Source organism: Acinetobacter sp. IK31 (assembly GCF_035615195.1).
In the GTDB taxonomy this organism is placed as follows: Bacteria; Pseudomonadota; Gammaproteobacteria; order Pseudomonadales; family Moraxellaceae; genus Acinetobacter; species Acinetobacter calcoaceticus_C.
This window is the reverse complement of sequence record NZ_JANBOB010000030.1, coordinates 183,111-198,514: the sequence shown is the minus strand read 5'-3', so window position 1 is coordinate 198,514 and position 15,404 is coordinate 183,111. Positions and strand designations below refer to the sequence as shown.

Genomic DNA, 15,404 nt, shown 5'->3' with positions numbered 1-15,404 from the left:
TCCAGCAAAAGAAAACGAAGGTTGAGGCCTAAAGGTATACAGGTTTAGCATAAAATATCAAGCAAACTTGCGGTTTTTATCGCCAAACCCAAAATGTTTGCATAAAGAATCTTGAAAGCAATTGTAAGAAGGGTTTGAATAGGCACATTTATAATTTATGGAAAATAAAAAACGAATGAGTGCTGAATCTAAAGGGTGGAAAAGTTCCTTTATGGCTTTCTTAGATCGCCGGGCAATTATTATGTTGTTTCTAGGCTTTTCATCGGGCATCCCAATATTCCTGATTTTTTCAACCTTATCTTTTTGGTTGACTGAAGCTGGAATTAATAGAAGTACTATTACGATGTTTTCTTGGGCGGCTTTAGCTTATTCATTCAAGTTTATTTGGGCTCCATTAATAGATAAATTGCCACTTCCGTATTTAACAAAAAAAATGGGACTAAGACGAAGTTGGCTGTTAGTGGCTCAGCTTTTGGTAATTTGTGCAATTTGTATGATGGCATTTACAAATCCACTGCCGAATTCCTCTGATTTTGGTTCATTTTCAAATCTAACGATTATGGCAGGAGCTGCTATTTTTCTAGGTTTCTCATCTGCTACACAAGATATTATTGTGGATGCTTATCGAATTGAATTAACAGAAGATCCCAATATACAAACTGTTTTGGCTTCAACTTATAATGCCGGATATCGTACTGCTACAATTATTACACAATTGGGTGCGCTATTATTCGCAGCCTCTTTAGGTACAGCTGTGGGTAACTATATATATGAGGCTTGGCGAACCACTTATCTATTAATGGCTGGTTTAATGTCTATAGGGATTATTACAACGTTACTCATCCATGAACCTCAAGTTAAGCGTATTCAACATCATTATCAAACTAAAGATTATTTCCAGTTATTCTCAGTTTTTGTTATTTCAACTATAGTTTTTGCTACCAGTTTTTATCAAATTGGCTTAATTTTTGATTCATTTTCTATTCAAGATGCTTTTTTGAGCTTTATAGTTTTAGTTATAAAATTCTTAACTAGTATATTAATTGCTGTTGTTGCAATTTTAACTTTAATTAAATTTGGCTTGATTAATAAGACAATTGTTGTAGAAACATGGCTATCACCACTCTTAGATTTTTTTAAACGATATGGAGTAAAAGTTGCACTAGCAATTTTATTATTAATTGGTTTTTATCGTATTTCCGATATCGTTGCTGGTGTAATGGCTAATTTATTCTATTTAGATTTAAATTTTGATAAAGAAGAAATTGCTTGGTTTAATAAATTTTTTGCAATTTTCTTTGTTATATTGGGTGGTTTTCTGGGAGGGATGTTAGCCCAACGTTATAATGTTATGAAGATGATGCTATTAGGAGCAATTCTAGCAAGCACGACTAATTTGATTTTTGTAGGTTTAGTTAAATCTGGCGCAACTATGCAGAACGTTCAGGTTAATATTGGTGATCAGGTTTATACTGTAAATCCTGATGAAGTTGGAAATTGGTCATTACAATTCCCAAGCAATAACTTAACAACTCAGAATGAAGTCTCAATTACTTCACAGCCGATAGGAAATCCTGAGCCTTTAAAGATATCTGTTCCATTAAAATTATTTAACTCAGAATCTCAACCAGATATTTATATTCAAGCAATTGGTGGGGATAATCTCTTATATAAAGATGAGTTAAAGAAAGATGTAATTCTTCATGGTAATTTATTGAACTTACCAAAAAATAGTCAAATAAAATCAGTTAGTATTTTATTGAATTCAAAAAATAGAATAGAAGGTAAGATTAAGGATAATGATTGGAATGTCGTTATTCCTGGAAATGAACTCGCTAAACTTGATCAAATTCGAGTAGAGGCAAGTTACGAAGCTAACAAGCAATTACATAACCTAAGCTTAATACATAGTTATAAAAAACAGTTAGCAGAGAACCAACCTCGTTATCGTATGAGTTTATTTGATATTCCAGCGATTCCAGTTGATAAAAATATTGATATCGAGTTAAAAGGAAAAGTAGTTGTACCTTATAGTAAAGTCTGGCTAGTTATGGGAATCATATTTGATAATTTGGCTTCCGGATTAGCTGGTGCAGTTTTCATCGCATTTCTTTCTAGTTTAACTAGTGTGTCATTTACCGCCATGCAATATGCTATTTTTAGCTCTTTAATGCTGTTGTTACCTAAAACAATTGGTGGATACTCAGGTACCATAGTAAATCATATCGGTTATTCAGGCTTTTTTACGGTTACATTTTTGATGGGTTTGCCAATTTTATTGCTCGTGATTTGGGTAGGTAAATTGTTAAGTAAGCGATCATCAGAATAAAAGTTTCCTAGGAGATAGATATATGCGAATGCTTCATACAATGTTGCGAGTAGGCAATTTAGAACAATCTTTAAAGTTCTATACCGAAGTATTAGGAATGAAGTTACTTCGTAAGCGTGATTATGAAGAAGGGCGCTTTACACTGGCATTTGTTGGTTATGGTGATGAAGAAACCAATACTGTGCTTGAACTCACTCATAACTGGGATACTTCAAGTTATGATTTAGGCAATGCATATGGCCATATTGCCATTGGCGTTGATGATGCCTATAAAGCATGTGAAGAAATTAAAGCACGTGGTGGTAAAGTCGTTCGTGAAGCTGGTCCAATGAAAGGCGGCGTAACGGTTATTGCATTTGTTGAAGATCCAGATGGTTATAAAATCGAGTTGATTCAACAAGATGCTGATGCAAGAAATAACTAAGTAAATGACTTGGATGATTAAGATTTAGGTCTTAAAAGTCTAGCTTTATTTTTAGAGCCCAGTATGATGAATATCCGACCGAATGGTCAATTTATCAACTGGGTTTTTTATTTATCTAAAATAATCATAGGATGTGGCTATGTTGAAGTTATTGGCACTTGATCGATTTACAATTTTGTTGGTTGGAATGGTATTGCTAGCAACATTTTTTCCAGTCAATGGTCAAGCAGCGCAATATTTCAATACACTCACCACAGTCGCGATTGCAATATTATTTTTTTTGCATGGTGCGAAGCTGTCTCGTGAGGCTGTAATTGAAGGCATTTTGCATTGGAAAATGCATTTACTTGTATTCGCATTTACTTTTTTTGTTTTTCCAGTGATTGGTTTGTTGGCTAAGCCGATTCTGTTACCTCTATTAGGTCAACAGCTGTACTGGGGTTTTTTGTTTATGTGCTTTTTACCCTCTACGGTTCAATCTTCTATTGCATTTACATCAGTTGCAAAAGGGAATGTGGCTGGAGCGGTCTGTAGTGCATCTTTTTCAAATTTAATTGGTATGTTTATTACACCAGTGTTGGTGAGCTTTTTTATTTTAGGCCAAAGCCAACATGGGTTCGATCCGACTGCTTCAATTATACAAATTACATTGTTGCTATTAGTACCATTTATTTTAGGGCAAATATTACGTCCTTATATTTTTCCCTATATGGCAAAAGTTCCAAGTATTGTTAAAGCTTTCGATCAAGGCTCAATTTTGATGGTGGTGTATGGTGCATTCAGTGGGGCGGTAGTCGCAGGGCTTTGGCATCAGGTAAGTTGGAAAACCTTACTTATTCTAACGGTTGCCTGTTCAGTTCTTTTAACCATCATTATGCTATTAGCACTTTATCTACCACGTGCTTTGGGATTCAACCGAGCAGATCAAGTCACGGTTTTCTTTTGTAGCTCAAAAAAGACGCTGGCAAGTGGTGTGCCGATGGCGCAAATCTTATTTATTGGCCAGCCTTTAGGCATGATTGTGTTACCTATTATGATCTTTCACCAAATCCAATTAATGGTTTGTGGGGTAATTGCAAATTACTGGGCTAAATCTAAAGATTAATTCGCAAATAAAAACTATTTGACGTATAATCTTGTCCACTTGTTGTGCTTAGCTCTAACCCTAGAGGTTTCGGTGGGCCAAAAGAATGGTCTGTTGTGGTGTTGATCTGCTCATTTGAGCCTGTCCTCAACTTAGTTGAGAGTGATCAATTGCGATGGCAGCTTAAGCCTTTCTAAATTAGGAGTAATCGACGATGCGCGCCGATATTCACCCAAAATATGCAACATTAGTAGCAACTTGTTCTTGCGGTAACGTAATCGAAACTCGTTCTGCTTTAGGTAAAGACACTATCTACCTTGACGTATGTTCAGCTTGCCACCCTTTCTACACTGGTAAGCAAAAGAATGTAGACACTGGTGGTCGTATCGACAAATTCAAACAACGTTTTTCTGGTATGTCTCGCTCTATCAAGCGTTAATACTGCAAAACGAAACAAAAAACGGGCTTTATGCCCGTTTTTTGTTTGTAAGCGACAAGACCATTATTGATCTTGTACGTCTGTTAAGCGATCAAGTTTATTCTGGAAATAGCGACCTTGTAAGAAACGTGCTTCCACATTCCAAGCATTAGCAAATAAATTCATATCATTAAGATCGGCAAGCAAAATCCCTACTGGTTTTACAGTCAAATAGTTCAAAACCTTTTCTTGTAATTGCGCTAAACCAGCGTCTGAGTTTAATAGCTCGGTCTTCTTCGATTGCAATTTTAAATATTGAACATCAAGTTGTTGCAATATCGATTCGCTATAAATAGAAGATGTGAAATCCCGAATTGAAATTTCTGCACCGTGTTGACGTAGGCGAGCTATTTGTTGCTGCACAATTGCAAGATGTGGCTGAATAGCTTGCTCTGGAAATTGTAAAACCAATGGGCTTTCTTGCTTACTACCAATAATGGTGAGTAATTTTGAAATCAGCTCAGGGAATGATTTATCTTTAAGTAAGATATCAATATTTAAGTTAATAATCAGTTTAGCTTTCGGATACTGCGTAATAAAATTATGTAGCTGCTTGCTAGCCTCAACCAAGATCCAACGGTCTAATTGAATAGAAAGTTCGCTATCATCTCTTAATGCAGCTAAATCGTTTAAATCGTGCCACTGTTCATCTGCAATAAAACCGCTAGTCACTTCATAGTTATGGGTTTCTTGATCATGCTTATCATAAATCTGCTGATATTTTAAATGGATTTCACCCAGTGCTAACTGTTGCTTTAATTGTTGCAATAAAGAGGATTGCACAGGAGCATCAACATTCTGAAGGCTTAGATCAAGCGATATAGAAGAGATAAAATTGATGGTTGGCGCTAACTCGATTTCTGACTTCGCCTTAGGTAACTCTTGCTGACTTGTTTGATCAAGAAGCTTTGCAAAACTAGCTTCATTTAAAGGTTCAGTAATTTGCGCATAACTCAGCTTAAACTGGATCGAATAGTTAAGCTCATTAATCGGTAATAAATACTCTTTTTGCAAACTTTGCAGACTAGCCAATTGGGAATTAAGGACTGTACTGTTTTCGGCTTGCAAAACGCCAATATATGCCCCAAGTTCAAGATTGAAAATCGGCATTTGTGCCTGTTCTTTCAGGAAACTTTGCAGCTGATTAAAATATTGGCCAGGAGTTTGCCAATCGAGTTGAAATACACGTTCTGGGCACTGACTTAATCTAAATAAAACCAATGCATTTGCTTGAGCAGGGTGGGATGATAGCTGTCGATTAATCTGTTGCCAAGGTGTAATTAACCCATAACTCTTTTCAGAAAAAACAGTGTTTGCAGGAGTTTGTAAATCCGGTTGATAGTCAATGGTTAACTGTACGGCGTCTTCTTCCTGACTGGGAATAAATTCAAGTTTTAAAGCATTATTACCTGAAATTGCTGCGTGTTGACTCTGGATTTCAAAACGCGCCTGATCAAATTGACCTAATGAAATCTTCTTAAATCTTTGTTTAAAAATATTTAAATCATTGGGTTGTAAAACATCTAATATCGGCAGGCCAATAATCTCTTCTTCTTGCTTAAAGCCAAAAAGGTTGAGGTATTCTGTATTTGCCTTAACGTGCATGCCTTCTTGAAAGAGGGCGACAGCTTTATGGCTGTTATTGACCAAGGTTTGTGTATGAGAGTGAATAGTCTCTAGTTCGCTGGTCAGGCGTTGCTCGGTTTGCAATAAGTGGCTATACGACAAGGTCCGAATAAGCGTGATATAAAAATAATCTAATGGTTCTAATGGAACGACATCATAAATACCTTTATGAATATAGGTCTGATATTGCTGAGGTTGATAGTCTTCAGGTTGCAATAACAAAACAGGTAAATGTGGCTGCTCAGATGCTTGAATAAGGGAGAGGGTTTGTTCAATTTTTAGGTCGTAAGCACGACCAAAAATAATAGCATCCCAAGGCGTATTTAGCTGTTTTTCAAAACTTTTTAAATCATCAAGTAATAATGCCTGAACTTGATAATCATTCCCCAATAATAAATTTAAAATCTGGTTATAACGTAGCTGGTTGTCATCAATAATGAGTAAACGTGTTTCAGTACGTTTTAACTTTTTAGATAATAAAGAGTTTCTCACTTTAGTGCTTCCCATAAATCTTGACTGCTAGAGTTATTACCCTTTTTCATCATGAACTGATCAAGCAGGCCTTGTTGCTGCTCATTCAAAAGTTCGAAATGAAATTGAATAAAACTTTGAGTAATGAGTTGTGCTTTGAGTAGATACACTTTGATTTCTTCTGTCCCCAATCGTAAATGAATTGTTTGTTGCTCTCTAAAAATTTGTGAGCCCGGTAAAATTAATGTGTTTTGTATTTCTTCTAAATTTTGTGTTTGTAGTAATAGTGCAGGATGATAATTGCGCGTATGACGCTCAGCTTGAATATGCACTGCGCAAGGGAACATGGCCTGTGACAAAATCTCTAAACCTAACTCTAGGCTTTTTTCTGTCGACTGTTTAATCCAGCGAATGACCCCGCCACGCCATTGTCCATGCAAGGTTTCTTTAACTAAAATATATTCACCGGTTCTTAGATTTTTCGGTGCTTCCCCAGACCATTTAATACGATATCCATTGACACTAATATCGAGAACAGTGGTTTGATAAATGGTTTTAGTTTCACGACTTAAGCGTTGATAGGATGTCGTTTGTTGTTCTTTTTTCTCTAAATTGGATAAAACTTTAGACTCACTTTGTAAGTTGTAGTTATTGTTCAGTTGTAGCGTTTCTTCGAAATTTTTTGCTTTCGATAGATAGAAATGAGCCGTACTTAAACCAAAACAAATTTGTAGCTCTGCATTATATTCATACCGCTCATGACGACGTTGAGCCGTAGTACCTAAAATAGTTTGAACATGAAACTTTAAAGCTGGGCTTAAATAAAACTTTTCATTCTTGGAAATATATTGCGCATTTTTATGCATGGTTGCAGTGACATGCTCAAGTAAAGCCTGTGTGCCTATAAAAATGCTTGGGCTAAAGTTAGAGCTGCGTTTGGTGTTATAAACTGGTGGATGATCTTTACTTGGGTCGACCACATATTTCGTTAATGCTGTATCTTTCGGCAAAATATGAATCATTCTTGCCCAGTCAAAGCTACATTGAAATAATGCCTGAATTTCTGACTGACGAATTTGGTTTGTATTTAAAATATCGAGCAGAATCAGCTGAGCATAAGCTTGGGTAATATTTGCTAGAGGATGATGTACACCCTGAATATGGTTAATATTTACCAGATGATATTTATGTTGAACAGCGGTTTCATAGAGCTGATGTGCAATTAACCATTGCCCTTTGACCGGCTCACTATAGAGCATATGCTGTTGATATAAGAGACTGGTTAATTGTTTCAGCGCATGGAAAGTCGATAAAGTACGTGCCGTTTGCAAATTCTTTTTTTGTTTATAGGCAAACAGTGAAAAGTTTTGATGTTGTAATTGCTCATGGCTATTTTTAGCAATATTTAAATAAATACTGGCAAAATAGCAACGGAGCAACATTGCTAATTCAATAATGTGTTCATTACGGTCTGTGCTAATAACACCTTGGTTAAAAAAGTTTTTTTCTAGGCTCGCAAGAACGTTATTAATGGTAGGATGAAGCGTTTGGATGAGATCGAAACGCAAGGTTTCGCTACATTTTAATTCATTGAGTTCTAAAATAGCGGTGAATAATGCTTTTGACGTATCGCCGAGTTGCATAATAGAAAGGGTAGTGACCCATTCATTAAGATCTTTAATATTGGCTTCACAAAAGCTTAACCGTTCACGAGTGAGCTCGGTTTGATTGTGAAAAATGTCCGATAGTGCATTATTCATCATCACTTATTATATAACTCAAAATGTTGTAGCCCCAAAAAGCGGTGTTTTATTCTTTTCGCCCGCAATTTCCCTGACGAGTTTAGGAACCAAATACCCCGGTAGGTTCGCTAACACATCACGATATATATCATCTATCTCAGATGGTATTAAATCAAAATGTTGTGCACCTTTTACTTTATCTAAAACATGTAAGTAATAAGGCATAACGCGAGCTTCAAATAAACGATAACTTAAATCAATTAATGTTTGTGCAGAATCATTAACACCTTTAAGCAAAACTGCCTGATTAAGTACAGTAATGTGCTCCGCAGATAACTGCAACAATTTTGAACAGGTAAAGTCATCGAGTTCAGAAGCGTGGTTTGAGTGTACCACCAGAATAATACGCAGCCTACTGTTTTTTAATAAAGAAATCAGCTCTTCGTCGATACGGTTTGGAATAACAATTGGAACCCGTGAATGAATTCTCAGAATCTTAATTTGTTTGAGAGATGATAAACGTTCTAGCCAAAGTGCTAATTTACGATTAGAAAGTGTAAGGGGGTCGCCACCACTCAAAATGATTTCATTAATGTGCGGATTCGCTTCAATATAATTTTTTATATTTAGCCAATCGTCATTTTTCGGTAAATTTTCTTGATAGGGGAAATGACGACGGAAACAATAACGGCAATGTACGGCACACGCACCCGTCAAAGTCAGTAAAAAACGTGATTTATATTTATGTAATACACCGGGTAATTGATTTGCTGCTTCTTCACCTAAAGGATCAGTTACAAATTCAGGATGTTCTTCAAGCTCTAAATGATGAGGTAAAACCTGTAGCAAAAGCGGGTCAAAAGGGTCTTTAACGTTCATTTTTCCGACGAACGCGCGAGGAACCCGTAATTTAAACTGTTCAGAAGCCAGAATCGCACCTGATAATAGCTGATCGGTGGATAACTCGAGTAGGTTTAGCAACTCCAAAGGATCTGTAATAAGGTCACTCAGTTGCGATTGCCAGTTTTGCTCTTGGTATAAATAGTTTATCATTTGACACGATTAAGATAATGCAACAACGCATTATATCGCATAGTTGACTTGTTAAGTTTGGAGTGTGCCAGTCATGGCCAATTATTCTACAAATGATTTCAAGCCGGGCCTTAAGGTCATGCTTGACAGTAACCCATGTTCAATCATGGAAAATGAATACGTAAAACCAGGTAAAGGTCAAGCGTTCAACCGCGTAAAATTACGTAACCTTAGAACTGGTAAAGTTTTAGAAAAAACTTTTAAGTCTGGCGATACTGTAGAAGCGGCTGACATCGTAGAAGTAGAAATGGACTACTTATACAATGATGGCGAACTTTGGAACTTCATGGATCCTGTAACTTTTGAGCAAATCGCAGCAGATAAAACTGCAATGGGCGATGCTGCTAAATGGTTAAAAGACGATTCAAATGAAAAATGTACGATTATGTTGTTCAACGGCGTGCCTTTAACTGTAAGTGCACCGAACTTCGTAGTATTAAAAATTGTTGAAACTGATCCAGGTGTACGCGGTGATACATCTGGCGGTGGCGGTAAACCAGCTAAGCTTGAAACAGGTGCGGTTGTTCGTGTTCCGTTATTTGTTCAGCAAGAAGATAGCGTTCGTGTAGATACTCGTACTGGCGATTATTTAGAGCGTGCATAATAGTTAAAAAATAAACTATTATCGAAGGGATGATGTCAATCATCCCTTTTTTTATGCGAAAGTATAAGAGGAAAAAAATTAAAGGAGGAGTAGAGTCACAAGGAGTGAGCAAAGAACAGTATATAACAATATAAAAATGCTGTAGTTATTTATTGAGAGGTTAAGAATGGACACAATGCAAGCGAAATCTACGCTTCCCTCCAAGCTAGTCTGGAGCCTAGTGGCAATTATAGGTGCAATTTCTTTTGGGATGCTGGCACTCAGTCGTGGTGAACATGTCAATGCGGTTTGGCTTGTACTTGCTGCAGCATGTGTATATAGCATCGCATATCGATTTTATAGTCTATTTATTGCAACTAAAGTATTTGAATTAAACCCAAGACGTTTAACCCCAGCACATCGTTTAGCCGATGGTCTGGATTATGTTCCCACCAATAAATATGTGCTTTTCGGTCACCACTTTGCGGCAATTGCCGGAGCGGGGCCATTGGTCGGGCCAATTTTGGCTGCACAAATGGGTTTTTTACCAGGGACAATCTGGCTACTGGTCGGTGTGGTTGTCGCGGGTGCAGTACAAGACTTTTTAGTTTTATTTATTTCAACGCGTCGAGACGGTCGATCGCTTGGTGAAATGGCAAAACAAGAACTAGGTTCTTTTGCCGGTATTGTTGTAATGCTCGGTGCGCTTGGGGTAATGATTATTATCCTTGCAGTATTGGCTTTAGTTGTGGTTAAAGCACTTGCCCATAGTCCATGGGGTGTTTTTACTATTGCAGCGACTATTCCAATTGCATTATTTATGGGCGTTTACATGCGATTTATTCGCCCAGGACGTATTGCTGAAGTTTCTATTATTGGCTTCGTCTTAATGATGCTTGCTATTGTCTATGGTGGACATGTTGCAGCAGATCCTTACTGGGGTGAGTTTTTCACCTTAACTGGAACACAGCTCACTTGGTGCTTAATCATTTATGGATTTATTGCTTCAGTATTACCAGTCTGGTTATTGCTAGCGCCACGTGATTATCTATCAACTTTCCTTAAAATTGGCGTCATTCTCGGTCTAGCAGTCGGTATTATCATTGCATTACCTGAATTAAAAATGCCAGCAGTGACTCATTTTATTGATGGTACTGGTCCTGTTTTCTCAGGTAGTTTATTTCCATTCCTATTTATTACTATTGCCTGTGGTGCTATTTCTGGTTTCCATGCGCTTGTATCAAGTGGTACTACGCCAAAGCTCATTAATAACGAAGCGGATATTCGCGTGATTGGTTATGGTGGCATGCTCATGGAGTCTTTCGTCGGTATTATGGCGATGATCTGTGCAACCGTATTAGATCCGGGTATCTACTTCGCAATTAATGCGCCTGCGGCTGTACTTGGTACAACTGTAGAAACCGCCGCAGAAGCTGTTCGTAATCTAGGGTTTGTCGTTACTCCTGAAATGTTAACGCTGTTAGCACAGGAAGTTGGAGAAACTTCGATTTTATCGCGTACAGGTGGTGCACCTACGTTTGCGATTGGTATGGCACATATCATTTCGGAAATTTTCAATAGCCGTTCAATGATGGCATTCTGGTATCACTTTGCTATTTTGTTTGAAGCACTTTTCATCTTAACTGCTGTAGATGCCGGAACTCGTGCTTGTCGTTTCATGGTGCAAGACACAGTGGGTATTGTTATTCCTAAGATTAAATCTTCTAGTTCATTCTTGGGTAATTTGGTTGGAACAGCCGTAGCAGTAGGTGGATGGGGATTCTTCGTCTATCAAGGTGTGATTGATCCATTAGGTGGTGTCAATTCACTATGGCCTTTATTTGGTGTTGGTAACCAGATGCTGGCTTCAATGGCACTCATTTTGGGTACAGTCATTTTGTTTAAAATGAAAAAAGAAAAATATGTATGGGTGACCATCATCCCAACAATTTTCTTGTTTGTTACCTGTATGACTGCGGGTTGGCAAAAGATTTTCCACGAAAATCCAAAGATTGGTTTCTTAGCGCAAGCAAATAGATTTTCAGATGCAATCGCTCGTGGTGAAATTCTTAAACCAGCCAAAACTATTGCTGAGATGCAAAACATTGTGATGTCTAATCAGATTAATGCTGCGCTTTGTGGCTTCTTTATGATTGTATCGATTGTCATGATTATTGCTTCAATTGGTATTGTCCGCCGTGCTTTAGCAAGCCCAACACCGACTGTAAATGAATCCCCAGCTGTATATGCTGATCCTGAAGTGGTCACCACGCGAGGAAAGTAATGATGAATTTTAAATTTGCAAAAAATGGAACTGTCATTATTGCGAAAATCATTAAAATGACGGTGCTCTCACAAAAAGAGCTATTGCTCTCTCCAAAGAACTGGTCGCGTATTGCAACACTGTGGCAGCGTTTGCAGCAAAGCTTTCGACTCATGGTTGGAGTGCCAGATTATCAAACTTATCTGGAACACATGAAGCTTCATCATTCTGATTTAACACCAATGGATGCTAAAACTTTCTATCGCTATTGTGTCGATGCGCGTTATCCATCGGCTGGCGGTACTTTAAAGAAATGCCCTTGTTAAGTTGAGATTGATATTCAGCTAAACAAAACGGTATGTGGTTAAACCATGTACCGTTTTTCTTTTTTGGAAAATGAAAAAGAGTTTGCTTAAAGTCTGCTCATTTGTATTTTTTTCAATTGAAAATCACTTGTTTTGCTTTTGAAAAATGAATATTATGCTTTCCATCTTAGGTGTATAGCTCAGTTGGTTAGAGCGCTACGTTGACATCGTAGAGGTCTCCAGTTCGAGTCTGGATATACCTACCAAGACATTAAGTCATATAAACTCAAATAGCTTTACATGATTTAAAAAGCCCTAAACTATAATGGTTTAGGGCTTTTTTATTGGTTTGTATAAACTTATATAGCAGATTGATCCTTGTATCATCACGTGTATCATGATTCAATTACTGAACTCATGATACAAGCTTGTTTGCCATAATTTGAATGAAAAGAACCGCAATTAAGAAAAGACCCTTATCAGATATCTAAGACAGCCATATAAATGGATTACAATTCTATGAATAGTGATTGTGAGGTTTTTGATAGTAAATATTTTATTCAGCTTATTTGGTCTTGTGATGAAGGCATTTATAAGTTCAATCAGCTATAGGATTCTTTAGATATTAGCAGGGCACAATTCACTAAGAAAATAAGAATTATCGACAACATAAATACTTGATTATTTAAAGCGCTTTCGATATTCGATAGGAGATAAGCCTATATTTTTGCAAAACATTTTACTAAATGAAGAACTGTCCTTATATCCAGCTTGCCAAGATATCGAATCAAAACTCAAATTGGTAGTTATTAAAAGATCTTGTGCTTTTTGAATTCTCAAATTTTGGCAATATTCAACAATAGTTAAATTAGTTGCTTTTTTAAAACGTCTTAATAAGGTGCGCTTTTCTAAATGAGTCAATTCAACCAACATATCGATTGTAATCGTCTCATTATAATGTGTTTGCAACCAATGTTGTGCATTCACAATTACCTCGTCTCCATGATCAAAGCTTGGAACAAAATTTTTATAATATGATTGCTTTCGTATGGGTGGATCAAGCAAGAGATATTGAGCCATCTTGACCATAAAAGAAGTGTCGTAGATACGCTCAGTTAGTGTAAATCCCATATCAATCCATGACATTGGACCTGCCGTGGTAATGATATCGTTTTCATCAACCACCATCTTATTACAATCCACTTTCAGATGAGTTGACCTTGTTTTTAGCGTCGTAATATTTGACCAATGTGTTGTAACAGTACGCCCTTGTAGCACTCCTGTTTCTAAGAGAATAAAGATACCTGAACATATTGAACAGAGTATTACTCCGCGTTGATAAAGCTCTTTGAGCCATAAAACATAGACTTGAGCATCTTGCTGGGAAACTGGCTCTTCAAAACTAGGAGGAATAATAACAAAACTTATTTGGCTTTTATGATTTTCATGAGAATCAAAGACTTTAATGATCTGGTCATTTTCACTTTGCCAGTGAGTTACTTTGACTTGAGGGCTTTGAGAAGAAGGAACTTGATTATTTATAAATTTAAATAAATCTGTAAGCCCGCCAACTGAAGATAGATGTGCAGTTGGATAAAGCAATATAGCAATTTCAACCAAACTCCCCATATGTCACTTTTCACCATAAATCTGTCATTAATGACTATTAATCAAATTAACAAAATTTGTCAAGCTCTGCGCTATATCGAGATCTACATATAAAATAGGAAGAGATTATGTACGACATGAAAAACCTAGAAAAGCTTAAACAATTAGGTAAGCTAACACCTGAAGCATTTACTACCTTTTTAGCATTTAATGAAGCTGTTTTTAAAGACGGCCATATCCCTGCAAAATATAAAGAACTGATGGCAATTGCCCTTGCCTTAACAACTCAATGTCCATATTGCATTGAAGATCATAAAATACGCGCAAAACAAGCGGGCGCAACTGATGAAGAAATTGCAGAAGCAGCAATGTTAGCTGGTGCAATGCGAGCTGGTGGTGCAATTGCTCATGCAAGCCACTTACTTTAAATACCTTTCCTCTCTAATCCTATTTCAAAGTGAGAAATAAAATGAGTCATGCTCTAGTAATTGTTGATTTACAAAATGAATATTTGGCAACGGGTCAACTTCCTTTAGTGAATATTAATCAGGCTGTTGAAAACGCCAAAAAAATTCTTGTTGATGCTCGTGAAAAGAATACTTTTATTATTCATGTTCGCCATGAAGCATTAGAGACTGAATCACCTTTTTTTGCACCGAATACGGATGGCGTTAAAATTATTGAAGAAGTCGCCCCACTTGATAATGAAGTTATCATTACCAAGAATTATCCAAATTCTTTTTTAAAAACTGTGTTACTAGATACCTTGAAGAAAAACGGTATCGAAGAAATAACTATTATTGGAGCAATGAGTCATATCTGCATAGATGCCACTACACGTGCTGCCTCAGATTTTGGCTTTAACTGTACAGTAATCGAAGATGCATGTGGTCGAATGGACTTGGAATTTGGTGAGACTAAAGTCTCTGCACAACAAGTACATTCAGCATTTATGGCAGCATTAGGTTTTGCTTATGCTGAAATAAAGACTACAGCAGAATACTTGAGTTAAGTTATAAAGAGTTACTTCGTATAAAAACAGAGTAACTCTTTAGCTCGAAATAACTTTTCATTTCCTTGATGGCCAACTTATAGAATGATTAATCAATTACTTTCAAAAGCCATGAATAATATATCTCATCTCTTTTTGATAATTGAAATTTCATCAAGGGACATCAAGGAAACTTTTCCTTTTTACTTATACGAAGCGTTTGTAATTCACCTTGACAGACTAGCCTCTAAAAATAGAGAAGATTTCTCTTTAATTCATTATATATCAATAATTAAATGTGGTTTTAGTGGATTTTAAAAGGTTGAGTTTCGTCAAGGTGCGTCAAGGTAAACTCGTATAATTAGGATAACCAAGTTTAAGATTTAATTATTTCAGCAGTAATAGAGC

General features: G+C 36.7%; 13 protein-coding genes and 1 tRNA gene. 10 read left to right on the top strand and 4 right to left on the bottom strand.

All coding sequences use genetic code 11. The features are described 5' to 3' along the window. Positions 1 to 157 precede the first annotated feature (157 nt). The 4 genes from MSG66_RS14420 to rpmE all read left to right on the top strand — a co-directional run bounded on the left by MSG66_RS14420 (position 158) and on the right by rpmE (position 4,276). Entirely contained in the window at positions 158 to 2,329 is a 2,172-nt protein-coding gene (locus MSG66_RS14420) for an AmpG family muropeptide MFS transporter (RefSeq protein WP_324654453.1), read from the top strand. Between the two features lie 22 nt (positions 2,330 to 2,351). Next, positions 2,352 to 2,753, top strand: a complete 402-nt coding sequence (gene gloA / locus MSG66_RS14415) for a lactoylglutathione lyase (RefSeq protein ID WP_003650472.1) — start codon at positions 2,352 to 2,354, stop codon at positions 2,751 to 2,753. Between the two features lie 133 nt (positions 2,754 to 2,886). Then, positions 2,887 to 3,858 (top strand): bile acid:sodium symporter family protein, encoded by a 972-nt coding sequence (locus tag MSG66_RS14410; RefSeq protein ID WP_202742961.1) that lies wholly within the window; start codon positions 2,887 to 2,889, stop codon positions 3,856 to 3,858. A 193-nt stretch (positions 3,859 to 4,051) separates the two neighbouring features. Next, positions 4,052 to 4,276 (top strand): 50S ribosomal protein L31, encoded by a 225-nt coding sequence (gene rpmE / locus MSG66_RS14405; protein ID WP_003650476.1) that lies wholly within the window; start codon positions 4,052 to 4,054, stop codon positions 4,274 to 4,276. A 63-nt stretch (positions 4,277 to 4,339) separates the two neighbouring features. Here the strand turns inward: rpmE and MSG66_RS14400 are convergent, their stop codons facing one another. The 3 genes from MSG66_RS14400 to epmB are packed head-to-tail and all read right to left on the bottom strand — an operon-like array spanning position 4,340 to position 9,207. Further along, positions 4,340 to 6,433, bottom strand: coding sequence for an EAL domain-containing protein (locus MSG66_RS14400; protein ID WP_324654452.1), 2,094 nt, complete (start codon positions 6,431 to 6,433; stop codon positions 4,340 to 4,342). Then, a complete protein-coding gene (locus MSG66_RS14395; protein ID WP_202742959.1) occupies positions 6,430 to 8,175 on the bottom strand; it encodes a GTPase in 1,746 nt (581 codons plus the stop codon). Before MSG66_RS14395 ends, MSG66_RS14400 begins: the two co-directional genes overlap by 4 nt. A 15-nt stretch (positions 8,176 to 8,190) precedes the next feature. Next, entirely contained in the window at positions 8,191 to 9,207 is a 1,017-nt protein-coding gene (gene epmB / locus MSG66_RS14390) for an EF-P beta-lysylation protein EpmB (RefSeq protein ID WP_324654451.1), read from the bottom strand. Between the two features lie 73 nt (positions 9,208 to 9,280). Here epmB and efp point away from each other — a divergent pair, with 73 nt between their 5' ends. The 4 genes from efp to MSG66_RS14370 all read left to right on the top strand — a co-directional run bounded on the left by efp (position 9,281) and on the right by MSG66_RS14370 (position 12,663). Continuing rightward, complete coding sequence (gene efp / locus MSG66_RS14385) at positions 9,281 to 9,850, top strand: elongation factor P (RefSeq protein ID WP_004643557.1); 570 nt, start codon at positions 9,281 to 9,283, stop codon at positions 9,848 to 9,850. Between the two features lie 166 nt (positions 9,851 to 10,016). Beyond that, positions 10,017 to 12,113 (top strand): carbon starvation CstA family protein, encoded by a 2,097-nt coding sequence (locus tag MSG66_RS14380; RefSeq protein ID WP_202742957.1) that lies wholly within the window; start codon positions 10,017 to 10,019, stop codon positions 12,111 to 12,113. Beyond that, a complete protein-coding gene (locus MSG66_RS14375; RefSeq protein WP_004643555.1) occupies positions 12,113 to 12,418 on the top strand; it encodes a YbdD/YjiX family protein in 306 nt (101 codons plus the stop codon). Before MSG66_RS14380 ends, MSG66_RS14375 begins: the two co-directional genes overlap by 1 nt. A 168-nt stretch (positions 12,419 to 12,586) precedes the next feature. After that, positions 12,587 to 12,663, top strand: a tRNA-Val gene (locus tag MSG66_RS14370). A gap of 415 nt (positions 12,664 to 13,078) precedes the next feature. Here MSG66_RS14370 and MSG66_RS14365 read toward each other — a convergent pair. Then, the gene (locus MSG66_RS14365) at positions 13,079 to 14,026 is read right to left on the bottom strand and encodes a GlxA family transcriptional regulator (protein WP_262472687.1); all 948 of its coding nucleotides are present in this window, start codon (positions 14,024 to 14,026) and stop codon (positions 13,079 to 13,081) included. A 107-nt stretch (positions 14,027 to 14,133) separates the two neighbouring features. Here MSG66_RS14365 and MSG66_RS14360 point away from each other — a divergent pair, with 107 nt between their 5' ends. Continuing rightward, complete coding sequence (locus MSG66_RS14360; protein WP_032063006.1) at positions 14,134 to 14,433, top strand: carboxymuconolactone decarboxylase family protein; 300 nt, start codon at positions 14,134 to 14,136, stop codon at positions 14,431 to 14,433. A 41-nt stretch (positions 14,434 to 14,474) separates the two neighbouring features. Beyond that, positions 14,475 to 15,017 (top strand): cysteine hydrolase family protein, encoded by a 543-nt coding sequence (locus MSG66_RS14355; RefSeq protein ID WP_202742955.1) that lies wholly within the window; start codon positions 14,475 to 14,477, stop codon positions 15,015 to 15,017. Positions 15,018 to 15,404: the final 387 nt, after the last annotated feature.